This window comes from Frankia gtarii, from assembly GCF_025403375.1.
Lineage (GTDB): Bacteria > Actinomycetota > Actinomycetes > Frankiales > Frankiaceae > Frankia > Frankia gtarii.
The window spans coordinates 1-11684 of the sequence record NZ_JAMPTM010000210.1 but is presented as its reverse complement, the minus strand read 5'-3'; the positions used below and the strand labels follow the sequence as shown (position 1 = coordinate 11684).

The following is an 11684-nucleotide window of genomic DNA, read 5'->3' as shown; positions in this document are numbered from 1 at the left end:
CTCCCGATTGTGTTCCACCCCTGCCGCCCTGGTCGGGCCCGCTCTGGGCGACACCCTGTCCATCCAAGGCCCCCGGAGGGGACTGTCGCCTTCAGGCGTCGGGGGTATCCGGTACGGACCCGTACCGGTTGGATCAGCAACGCTGGTATGGCCAGGTGCATGTCCTGTCGGGTGATGGTCGGCGTGGGTGGCGCCTGCGACCTCGGTTATCACGTCGTGTGGTGCCCGAAGTACCGCCCGTCCCGTCCCGTCCCGTCCGGACCGGACCGGGGCCGCCTTGACGTGCTCATCCGGGGGCGGTGCGCCGAGTGCGACTGGCCGGTTGTCGCGTTGGGGATCGAACCGGACCGTGTTCATCTGTTCGTCGAGGCCCACCCGGAGCACTCCCCGTCGTACATCGCCCACCAGGTGATGGGTTTTACGTCGTACGTGCTGTGCGGCGAGTTTCCGCACCTGCGGTCCCGGTTGCCCGCCCTGTGGTCCTGGCCGTGCTTCGTTGCCACTGTCGGTGCGGTGTCTGCTGGGACTGTGCGCCGGTAGATCGACGCGCGGAACGAGCGGCCGTGGCGTAGGGGGGTGGTCTGGTGAGGCGTGCGTACACGTTCCTGTTGCGCCCGACCGCCCGACCGCCCGACGGTCGCGTTCGGTGAGATGCTCGACGATCATCGCGAGCTGTACAACGCGGCGTTGCAGGAGCGGCGTGATGCCTACCGGCACCCGTCGCAGACCCGGGTCCGTTATGGCGATCAGTCGGCGCAGGTGAAGGGCATCCGGGGGTGCGATCCTGATCAGGCTCGCTGGTCGTTCTCCTCGCAGCAGGCCACGTTGCGTGGGCTGGAGAAGGCGTTCGCCGGATTCTTCCGCCGCGTGAAGGCCGGCGGGATCCCTCAGCACCGGCGGGTACTGGGCAGGGGGAAGACGGTCAGCGTCAAGCGTGCGGGCAGGCGCTGGTATGTGATCCTGTCGTGCGACGACGTTCCGGCTGAGCCGCTGCCGCCCGCCGGCGCGGTGGTCGGGGTGGATGTCGGTATCGCGTCGTTTCCGACCACGTCGGCCGGGGAGCATGAGCCGAACCCGACGTGCCTCGCGCGGTCCGCCGCTCGGCTGGGCGCCGCTCAGCGGGGCCTGTCGCGTGCGAAGCGCGGTTCGGCGCGGCGCAGGAAGGTTGCTACCCGGGTGGGGACGATCAGCCGCCGTGTTGCCCGGCAGCGACTCGACCACGCCCACAAGACCGCGCTTGGGCTGGTCCGCGGCCATGATCTGATCGCCGTGGAGAAACTCACCATCAAGGGCATGACCCGCCGGGCCAGGCCCAGGCCCGACCCGGACCGGCCGGGGGTGTTCCTCGTCGACGTGGACGCCCGCCACACCTCCCAACGCTGCGCGGCCTGCGGGCATGTCGCCGAGGAGAACCGGCGCAGGCGGGCCACGTTCGCCTGCGTGCAGTGCGGGCACACCGCGGACGCGGACGAGAACGCCGCCGTCAACATCCTGCGGGCAGGGCTTGCCCGTCAGGCCGACGCTCAGGCGGCCTGAGAAGCCGACGGCTTCAGCCATCAGAGGAGTCACAGTTGCTCACGATGCCGAGCGCGGAACGGCTAGCGATCCCGGAGCCACTGCGAGCTCGGTCGCGGACGCACTTCCCGATCCACGCCTCCAACGGCGTCTGGTCGGCTCTCGGGTTCTTTGGGTTGATGATCGAGCCGGATACACGTTGCTTGACCGGCTCCGGGCATTGGGCGATCTGATGGGGCCGCGGATGCCGGCGGGACCGTCTGAGCCACGTCGGGGATCGTGCGGGTCCCGGACGCCTCAACATTCCGCCGGGTCCTCGCCCTGCTCGAACGCCGATACGCTGGACCTGGCCCTCGGGGCCTAGGCCGCCGCCACGCCCACCGGACACCACTTGGCGGGAGAAACACCCTGATTTGCCGCCAGATCGCGGTGGACATGAAACCGTGCAGTAATCGAAGATAACGCGACCGCAATGAGACCTGGGCCGCGGCTCATGAATGAGAGGATCGCCGCTCCACCTGCACGGCGGCGGCTCTGTACTCGGTGACCTCACGCAGCAGACTGTCGCCGACGAGAATCGCGCGATCGTCCGCCGACTTGGCATCACGTCTCGTTCCCCACCCTGACCCTCAGGAGCTAGCCGCCCGGCCGAGTCCGCCGGTCCGTGGACCACGACAAATGGGGTCGCCATGGAAGTCGACAAGGATCAGTTCGTCCCGATGCGTGACGGCGTTCACCTGGCCGTCGATATCTACCGGCCCGACCTGCTTTCCCGGCACGCGGCCGTGCTGATCATCACACCGTACAAGAAGGACGCCCAGTTCGACATGCCGATCGGCTCCGATGGACGCCGGATGACGGCCCTGCCCATCGTGATTCCGCCAGGGGTCAACCCGATGCTCCTGAGCGTCAAACCACTGGTCGACGCGGGGTTCGTGGTGGCGGTGGCCGACGCCCGTGGAACTGGCTTCTCGGAAGGCAACTACGACTACTACAACCTGGTGGAAGGGCCGTTCGACGGGTATGACCTCGTCGAGTGGCTCGCCGAGCAGCCCTGGTGCGACGGAAATGTCGGCATCACCGGGGGATCGGCGGCCGCCATCTCCTGCTACACGACGGCGCTGACCCACCCTCCGCACCTGCGGGCCATGGCCCCGAACATGCATCCGGCCGACTTCTACACCGACCAGTGGCGGATTGGCGGCGTCTTCCGCTACGAGAACCGCATCGGCTGGGCGACGAGCCAGTACGGGAACATCTCCCCGATCGACCCGGGGGACCCGGAGAGTCCCGGCTACGAACGTCGGCGGGCCGTGTACGAGGCGCGGTTCGACCAGTGGTATCGGCGCATCGCGGCCGGCCAGAATCCCGCCAACCTCGACTGGCTGACCAAGATGTACCAGCACGATGCCTACGACGACTTCTGGCGGTCCCGTAGTTTCCTGCGCCGGGCGCAGGAGACGTCACTGCCCACGCTGCACAGCGGCGTATGGTACGACCATTTCGTCCGCGGCACCGTGGCGAGCCATGAGGCATCGGAGGGCCCGAAGCGGTTGTTCGTCGGCCCCGGAAGCCTGGCGACGCGGCCCGAGCTCGGCGACGGCGGCCTGACCGCACTGCAGATCGCGTGGTTCGACCACTTTCTGCGCGGCGCGAAGAACGACGTCCTGGCCGGCCCCCAGGCCCGGTTGTACCTGCTGGGCGACGAGCGCTACGTCGACATGCCGAGCTGGCCGGTACCGGCCGTACCGACCAGGTACCACCTCGCCTCCTCGGCGAACGGCTCGGTCGGGTCGGGTGTCGACGGTGCGCTGCTGGCCGTTCCACGGGCGACCGACACATCCAGTCTCCTGCAGCACGACCCGGCCAATCCGAACCGAACGCCACCGGACCCCGCCGACCAAAGGTCCTTCGAGGAAGGCTGCCTGACGTTCTCCTCGGCGGTCCTCGAAGCCGACCTGACGGTCGTCGGCACCCCGCGCCTCGTCCTGCACGCCACGACGAACGCGCCCGACGTCGACTTCTGCGTCCGGCTCTGCGACGTGTTTCCCGACGGCCGGTCGCGGCTGCTCAACACCGGCGCCCTGAAGGGTTCACACGTCGGCGGGCACGAGAATCCGACCGCGCTGGTGGCCGGCCAGATCTACGAGTTCGACATCGAGATCTGGCCCACCGCGAACGTGTTCAGGGCCGGCCACCGGATCCGCGTCGACGTCTCGACCTCCGACTTCCCGTTCTTCGAGGTCAACCAACACCCGTCGAACACGGAGGTCTTCCACGACAGCGCTCGACCGTCCCATCTCCTGCTGCCCGTCGTCGAGTCCCCGTTACCCGAGACCGGTGCGTGATGACACGTTTCGGTGTCCACGACCTCACCGTCCAGTTCGGCGGGCTGCGGGCGCTCGACCAGGTCTCCTTCACGGCCGAACCGGCCACGTTCGTCGGCCTCATCGGCCCCAACGGTGCGGGCAAGACGACCTTCATGGATGCCGTCACCGGATTCACCCCCGCCACCGGAACCGTGATGTTCGAGGGCCACGACCTCAGCGCGGTGCCCGCCCACCGGCGGATCCGGGCCGGCATCGGACGCACGTTCCAGACTCTTGAACTGTTCGAGGACCTCACCGTCCGCGAGAACCTCACCGCGGCAGCGGAGAGATCCACCTGGTGGTCACCGTTGGTGGACCTCGTCCGGCCCCGCCCGTCGAGGGCGGCCGCCGAGGCGGTCGACGACGCTCTGTCGCGGTTGCGAATCGAGAACCTGGCCGACGTGCTGCCGCCCGATCTGTCCCTGGGGCAACGCAAGTTCGTCACCGTCGCCCGAGCGCTGGCGCTGCGCCCCCGACTGCTGCTGCTGGACGAGCCGGCCGCGGGACTCGCAACGAGCGAGGCGCTGGCCTTCGCCGCGCGGCTGCGGGAACTGGTCGAGGAGGGCCTGACCATCATCATGATCGACCATGACATGGGGATGGTCCTCAAGGTCTGTGACGAGATCCATGTCCTGGATTTCGGCCGGCTCATCGCCAGCGGCGACCCGGAGTCGATTCGTCACGACCCACGGGTGGTCCAGGCGTATCTCGGCGTCGACGACGATTCGGCGGCGGCCGACACGGCCATCGGTCACCGCAACGGGCCGGTGCGATGACGGCGGCGATCATCGACTGCGCGGGCCTGACCTCGGGCTACGCCGGCGTCCCGGTCATCCGCGATCTCGACCTCACCGTCGGCGAGGGTGAACTGGTCGCCGTCCTCGGTCCCAACGGCGCCGGAAAGACCACCACCTTGCTGACCATCGCCGGCGTGCTCAGACCGATCGGCGGGGCGGTTCGCTTCCTCGGCGTGCCCGTCGACGGCGGCCGGCCGGACCGGGTGGCGCGCCGCGGCCTGTGCCTCGTCCCCGACGACCGTTCGGTGTTCTTCGACCTCACCGTGCGGGAGAACATCCGGATGGGCCGGGGCCGGCGGTACGGCGACCCAGTCAGGGTGGTCCTCGACTACTTTCCCGCCCTGGAGAGCCGGCTGCGGATGCGCGCCGGCCTGCTGTCCGGCGGTGAGCAGCAGATGCTCGCGATCGGCCGGGCCATCACGATGCGTCCCAGGGCGCTCATGGTCGACGAGATGAGCCTGGGCCTCGCTCCCGTCATCGTGAAGAAGCTGCTGCCGGTCATGCGGCGGATCGCCGACGACCTCGGCTGCGCCATCCTCCTCGTCGAACAGCACGTCGACCTCGCGCTCCAGGTGGTCGACCGGGCGTACGTGTTCAACCACGGGGCCATGGTCCAGGAGGGGCCCGCCGCGGAGCTGAGACGGCAGCGCGACCTCATCGAAGCGAGCTACCTCGGTGCTCAGGGTGCCCAGGGCGGGGCGGTCCGGTGAGCACCGTCGTTCTCTTCGCCATTCTCGGGCTGGGCTCCGGCGCGGCGTATGCGATCCTCGCCTGCGGCGTCGTCCTGGTGCACCGCGGCTCGGGAACCCTGAGCTTCGCCCAGGGCGCCGTCTGCATGTTCGCCGCCTTCCTCTTCGCCCGCCTCGTCGAGCAGGGAGTGCCCAAACCGCTGGCGCTCGTCGTGACCCTGCTCGCCGCGGGGACCTTCGGCGCGGGCTGGCATGCGGCGGTCATGCGGCCCCTTCGCTCCGCCCCGATCCTGGCCAAGGTGATCGTCACCCTGGGCCTACTCACCGCGCTGGAGGGAGCGGCCAGCCTCTGGTTCGGTGACCAGATCCGTAACGCCCCGAAGGTCCTGCCCACCGGCGACGTGGGCGTCTTCGGCGTCCAGTTCGGCCAGGACCGATTATGGCTGCTCGGCATCACCATCGTGATCGCGATCGCCCTCGCCGCCTGGTACAGCGCCACCCTGATCGGTGTCTCGACCCGAGCCGCCGCCGAGAATCCGCGCGGCGCCGCTCTTCTGGGCTTCTCGCCCGATCTCATCGCCGCCACGAACTGGGCCATCGGGTGTGCCCTGGCCGGCCTCGCCGGAATACTCATCGCGCCCATCGTCGGCCTGAGCATCGGCGGCCTCACCCTGCTCATTCTTCCAGCCCTGGCCGCGGCTCTCCTCGGTGGATTCCGCTCCTTCGGACTCACCGCACTCGCCGGGATTCTGATCGGGTCCGCGCAGTCCGAGATCGGCCGCTACTGGAAGCAGACCGGGGTCACTGACGCGCTGCCGTTCGTGGTCGTCATCGCCGCGGTCGTGCTGACCGGACGGCTGATCCCCGAGCGCGGCACAATCTCCACGGTCCGGCTGCCGCTCGCGCCCCGAGGCGGGATCCGCCCAAGCTCCGCGGTGGCCCTCATCGCCGTCGCGGTCGCAGGTCTGGCCCTCCTGAACAGCACCTACCAGTCGGGGCTCACCACCTCCCTCGTCACGATCAGTGCCGCGCTGTCCGTCGTGATCGTCACGGGATTTGTCGGCCAGACCTCGCTGATGCCCATGACGTTCGCCGGAATCGGAGGCCTGCTGACGTCGAAGTTCGCCGAGAACCTGAACGTGCCGTTCCCCTTTCCGCTGGTTCTCGCGGCCGTCTGCATGGTGCCGATCGGGATGCTTCTCGGTCTGCCGGCGCTGCGCGTGCGGGGACTCAACCTGGCGGTCGTCACCATCGGCGCCGCAGTCGCGGTGAACGCGGTGCTCTTCCTCAACCGGAGCTGGACCGGCGGGCAGACCGGCAGCCTCGCACCCTCCCCGTCGATCTTCGGATTCTCGCTCGATCCCTCGCTGCACCGCTTTCGGTTCGGCCTGTTCTGCGTCCTGCTCACCGCCCTGCTCGTCTGGGGTACGGGAAACCTTCGGCGCGGCCCATCCGGACTGCGGATGCTGGCCGTGCGCAGCAATGAGCGAGCGGCCACCGCGTCGGGTATCAGCGTGTCGAGCGCGAAACTTCAGGCCTTCGCGGTGTCGGCCGCGATGGCTGGGGTGTCGGGCTCGCTGCTGTCCTACCAGATCGGTGCCGTCTCCTTCGACCGCTTCGATGTCTTCGGATCGATCGGGCTGATCGTGCTCGTCTACATCGGCGGCGTGTCGATCGTCAGCGGCGCCATCTTCGCGGGCCTCGCCGCCGAGGGCGGCGTGTTCTACCTGCTCGTGCAGGACGCGATTGGCTCGGTCGCCCGCTACTACGGCCTGGCGTCCGGCCTGCTGTTGCTGCTGACCATCGTGGCCAATCCGGACGGCGCCGTGATCGCCGCGCGCCGGCAGTGGGCGTGGTTGAGATCCCGCGGTTCCCGGCCGCACCCCGCCCCCGGCCACCAGCCGGCCGAAACGCAGCCCGTCCGCCGGCCCGGGGAAACAACAGCACCCAGTTCCACCCCGCTCTAGTTCATCACCACGCGCTCGTTTATCACCACGGCAACTCCGGCGAAGGGAAACCTCATGCAGCCGATCCGGACTCCCCTCAGACGAGCGATAGCGGCGGGATTCTCCGCCGTCTGCGTGGCCGCGACGATGACTGGTTGCGGATCCAGCGGGGGCGGTGGGACCGGCTCGGCTGCCGCCGACCAGGCGGACACGCTGAAGGGTAAACCGGTCACCGTCGGTCTGATCGTCATGCAGTCGGGCGTGGCGGCGTCCGCGCAGGAAAACCAGTGGGTGGTGGGTACCAGAGCGGCCGTGGCCTATATCAACCACCAGCTCGGCGGGTTCGGCGGACGGCCACTGAAGATCGATTTATGCGACTCGAAGTCGACCTCGGCCGGTGCTCTGACCTGCGCGAACAAGCTGGCTGCGGACAAGGTCGATTTCGTCTCCGGCTTTGCCCTCGGGATCGGCGCGAACGCGCTGCCGATCTTCGCCAAGGCGGGTATCCCCGTGCACAGCGTGCCGATCTCACCGCAGGAGTACTCCAGCCCGGACAGCTTCCCCTATGGCGGCGGCTCGTTCACCGAGTACCCGGCCAACGCGGCGTACGCGACCTCGAAGCTGGGCGCGAAGAAGGGCGTGCTCGTCGTGTCGGACCTCGGCGACAGCAGCGCGGTGGTGAACTCGATGAACGTGTTCTTCCGTCGGGCCGGAGGCAGCGTGACCGCGATCACCGTCCCCGCCACCACCGCCGACCTCTCGCCACAGGTGGCCGAGGCCATCAAGACCAAGCCCGACACGATCTTCACCGCGCTCAGCGGGGTGCAGGACGCGACGCTCTACGAGCAGCTCGAGAAGCAGGGGTTCAGCCCGCGTAACATCATCGCCCAGGCCTCGGCTGTGGACGTCCCCAACTTCTTCGCCAAGGTCTCGCCGAAAACCGCGATCGAGGGCTCGCTCTATGGCGACATCTTCGTCAGTTTCGACGACACCGCGCAGCCGGACATCGCCACCTACCGCACGGCGATGAAGACGTACGAAAAGGACGAGGGTCGCACCGTGCTCGGCCAGTGGTCGTTCTCCACGGTCATGACGAACTACGCCATCGCGAAGAAGCACGGATTCGCCACCTTCTCCAGCGCGTCGCTCATCAAGGTGCTGAACACCGAGACTGTCCCGGTGTTCATGTCGTATCAGTACAATCGAGCGGCCGCGCCGAAGGGCGCGCCCGCTGTGGGTAACCCGTACGTGGTGTTCGTGCGCTACCAGGGCGGCAAGGTGGTCAACCAGCCCGGCGGTTGGGTCAATGGCGTCACCGGCGCGGCTGCTCCCTTCGACCCGTCGATCACGACGGGCTGATGTGGGACGCGCACGCCGGGCAGCGCGAGCGGGTGTACGTGACTGAGCGATCCACGGCTGCCCGGGGTTCACCGCACGGGGGAGCGTGCTCGTTCCGCGGCGAGCAGGCGGGCCGCCTCGACAGTGGACGCGGCGCGCACGGTGATCCCGCGGGCACTGGTCAGGAGCGCGGTGACGATGGCGCTGACGAACACGCGGCCGCTCAGCTCGTCGCGGGCGCCAGCGGTGAATCCGGTGCGCAGGGCACCTGTGCGGACCGTGTCGAGCTCTCTGGGGTCGAGCCACAACCAGGCTCGCAGCGCCATCCCCGGCGACGCCTGGTCGGGGTTGACGGCGAAGTCGGTGCGTCGCAGCTGTCGGCGAGGCTCCGTCGGCGTCGTCAGGGCGTCGATGACGGCGAGGTCGTCGCGCCAGTGCGCGATGAGCTCCTGGCGCTGGTCTTCCGGCCAGGTGAAGAAGTCCGCCGGGAGCCGCTCGGGGTGGCGAGCCAGTTCAGGGTGCGCTTCGAGCAGTTCCTCGCGCGGGCCGGGAGTGATGGTGTAGATCACGCCGGGAACGCGCCAGCGGTCCTCGGGGTCACCCGATCTGACGGTGACCGTGGGGGGCGGCGACGACTGCGCGGGAGCGGGCAGACCGGTGATCCGGGCGAACTCCTCCGGCGTCACACGGGAAAGGTCCCGAAACTCCCGGCTCGCGGACCCAGCCTGCGCCTGCGTGGTGTCGGTGGGCCGGGGGCCTGCCCGGCGGGTCGTATCGCGGGCCGTCCGCCGGCCCGTGTCGGAGTCCGGGCGGCGCATCGACGGCCAGTCCCCGGCGGCACTCGGCTCGTAGCCCCCCTGCCCGCCACCGCCGGCCACGCCCTCGTCGTCCCTGCCCGCGGAGCCGGTCGGTGCGCCGCTCGGGCGCAGGTACTCCCGGGCGTCGAACACGTCTTCGAGCGGCCAGGTCTGCACGAGATACGTCTCCACGCCTCGCGCGTCGGAGAACTGCGGCAGATCGCTCGCGGCCGCTCCGCCGGCACGCCGGAGGCGAACTCCGTAGCGGAACAGGGGCGGCCCGATGGTCAGCCTGCGTACCAGCTTTCCGCTGAGCGTCACGAGGGAGACGATCCCAGTCGGCGACACCAGCCGGAGATCCGCGGCGTAGTCCCACGCGGGGATCCCGTCGGGCGCGACGGTGGGCGCGGGTTCCGCGTCCCATGCCTCCATGCGGACGCTCGGCCGGTGCTCGGACGCGGCGCTGCGCACGTGTATCTGGGTGTGCCGGGCCAGGACGATCTCGGGCAGCATCGGCTCATCGACGTCGCCGGGGCCGTCGGGGTCGCCGAGGCCGACCAGGTGGAAAACGGCGTATTCCACCCGGACGTGCGTGTCGAGGGCGCGGATCAGGGTCGCCATAGCCGATGAGGTTCCTCTGTGTCGGGCCGACTTCGAATCCGTCACATGGTCCTACAGAGCCGGGCCGCGCCGGATCGGCGCGCCGGTCGCGGGGCGGGTACTCCGGGAGGCGGTTCAGTCGATCCCGAGGCCGCGCGCGACCTTCAGCTGGATCTGGCTGGTCTGCCGGATCTTCTCCAGCGTCTTCCGGTTGGCGGCGAGGCCGGGGCGTTGGAGCTCCGACTCGACGCTGAACCAGACGCCGACCAGATTGGTCTTTTTCTTGCAGGCGATGTCGGTCGCCGCGACGGCGGTTTCCGTCGCCGACACCGGGCCCGTGCGGAACCGTGGATCGGCGGCGGCGGCCAGCGGCGACGAATAGCGCAGACCATGCGTGCGCATGCAGGCCGACCAGGCGCGTTGGACGTCCTGCACGCGCCGGTCGCGGCCGGACGCGAAATAGCTGGTCTGGGAGAGCCGCTGCGCCAGGTCCGGGTCCAGGTCCGGGCCGCCGGGGGCGCCCGCGTTCAGCCGGCGTTTCGCCTCACCGGAGCAGCCGCCGTCCGGGATGGGCCGCCCGTCGACGGCGCCTGAGTGCCGACCGGTGAGGATGTCGAGCGTCCTGGGATCCGGCGGTGTCGTCGATTCCGCGGGCATCGGGGAGCTGCTGACCGGCCGGGGCTTGGACACGCGGTAGCCGGCCGTCGCGGCCAGCGCCGCGTCGGTGATGCCGTAGCGGCGTTCGTTCAGCGTGGCCGGCAGTGCCGCGTCGACGGCCCGCAGCCGCGGATCGGGCAGCCCGAACCTGCGCGTGCACTGGTCGAGCAGCGCCCGGTACGCCTGCGCGACCGATGCGGACTCGCGGGGGCCGAGCAGGTACCGATCGAGGGGAAGGCGCAGCGCGGCGCCGTCGAGAACCACCGGTGGACTGGCCGCCGAAACGGCGGCGGGTGCGACCGACCGTGGGCTCCCGCAGCCCGAGACGAACGCGGCAGCCAGTGCCACCGCCGGCGCCCACCGGGCGGCGGGGGCGAGCCGCCAGCGGGCGGTCCGCGGGCGGGGAGGATGCTGCCGGCCGAGGCGGCCCGCGTCGTGGGACATCGGTCTCCTGTCGGTCACCGCGACCGGCACGGCCGGTCAGGGCCGGTCCTGATCGTCCGGTGGGGGACGGGACCGGCCCTGAAACGGCACGTCGTCGGCGGGAGCGGTATACGGGAGCGGTATAGCGGACGGGTTCGGTACTCAAGTGGGGATCAGGTCCAGATGAAGGACTCGACGTTGTTGATGAACGTGCTGGTGAAGTCACCGCCGCTGCTCGGGGAGATGGTTCCCCAGGTGCCGGTGCTGTTCACGCCGGTGTAGACGCGGGCGGTGAGGTGCTGGTCGTAGTTCCAGGCGGATTCGGCATTGTTTCCGACCTGGGAGCCCTGCCCGATACCGAGCGAGCTGAAGGTGTTGTTGTTGAGGTTGTTGTCCGAGACGTAGAAGTCTGCGTGGCTGCCCCAGTATTTCTGGAAGTACCACAGACACAGGTCGCCGTCGCCGGTGCTGTACAGGTTGCAGACCCCGTCGAGGTGCGTCGCGCTGCCCCCCCCGTCGTTGCGGCCGGACTTGGTCGGGGCGGTGCTGAAAC

Annotated in this window: 10 protein-coding genes; 7 read left to right on the top strand and 3 right to left on the bottom strand. The window is 69.4% G+C overall.

What is annotated here, in order from left to right:
- Positions 1-159: 159 nt before the first annotated feature.
- The 7 genes from tnpA (at position 160) to NBZ83_RS23850 (ending at position 8675) form a co-directional block, all read left to right on the top strand.
- The gene (gene tnpA, locus NBZ83_RS23880) at positions 160-540 is read left to right on the top strand and encodes an IS200/IS605 family transposase (protein WP_261570593.1); all 381 of its coding nucleotides are present in this window, start codon (positions 160-162) and stop codon (positions 538-540) included.
- Between the two features lie 51 nt (positions 541-591).
- Positions 592-1536, top strand: a complete 945-nt coding sequence (locus NBZ83_RS23875) for an RNA-guided endonuclease InsQ/TnpB family protein (protein ID WP_261575839.1) — start codon at positions 592-594, stop codon at positions 1534-1536.
- Between the two features lie 668 nt (positions 1537-2204).
- Positions 2205-3863 carry a CocE/NonD family hydrolase gene (locus NBZ83_RS23870; RefSeq protein WP_261575838.1) on the top strand — a complete coding sequence of 553 codons (1659 nt, stop codon included), beginning with the start codon at positions 2205-2207 and terminating at the stop codon, positions 3861-3863.
- Positions 3863-4660 (top strand): ABC transporter ATP-binding protein, encoded by a 798-nt coding sequence (locus NBZ83_RS23865; protein WP_264763766.1) that lies wholly within the window; start codon positions 3863-3865, stop codon positions 4658-4660. The genes NBZ83_RS23870 and NBZ83_RS23865 overlap by 1 nt, the downstream gene beginning before the upstream one ends.
- Positions 4657-5391 carry an ABC transporter ATP-binding protein gene (locus tag NBZ83_RS23860; RefSeq protein WP_261570589.1) on the top strand — a complete coding sequence of 245 codons (735 nt, stop codon included), beginning with the start codon at positions 4657-4659 and terminating at the stop codon, positions 5389-5391. The genes NBZ83_RS23865 and NBZ83_RS23860 overlap by 4 nt, the downstream gene beginning before the upstream one ends.
- Positions 5388-7337 (top strand): ABC transporter permease, encoded by a 1950-nt coding sequence (locus NBZ83_RS23855; protein ID WP_261570588.1) that lies wholly within the window; start codon positions 5388-5390, stop codon positions 7335-7337. Before NBZ83_RS23860 ends, NBZ83_RS23855 begins: the two co-directional genes overlap by 4 nt.
- A 54-nt stretch (positions 7338-7391) precedes the next feature.
- The gene (locus NBZ83_RS23850) at positions 7392-8675 is read left to right on the top strand and encodes an ABC transporter substrate-binding protein (protein ID WP_261575836.1); all 1284 of its coding nucleotides are present in this window, start codon (positions 7392-7394) and stop codon (positions 8673-8675) included.
- Positions 8676-8743: 68 nt separating this feature from the next.
- On the opposite strand, the gene NBZ83_RS23845 is transcribed toward NBZ83_RS23850, so the two are convergent.
- The 3 genes from NBZ83_RS23845 to NBZ83_RS23835 all read right to left on the bottom strand — a co-directional run.
- Entirely contained in the window at positions 8744-10072 is a 1329-nt protein-coding gene (locus tag NBZ83_RS23845; RefSeq protein ID WP_261575835.1) for a hypothetical protein, read from the bottom strand.
- 114 nt (positions 10073-10186) lie between these two features.
- On the bottom strand, positions 10187-11152 hold the full coding sequence (locus NBZ83_RS23840) for a hypothetical protein (RefSeq protein ID WP_261570585.1): 966 nt from the start codon (positions 11150-11152) through the stop codon (positions 10187-10189).
- Between the two features lie 152 nt (positions 11153-11304).
- On the bottom strand, positions 11305-11684 hold a 380-nt coding region (locus NBZ83_RS23835), incomplete at its 5' end, for a peptidase inhibitor family I36 protein (RefSeq protein ID WP_261575834.1).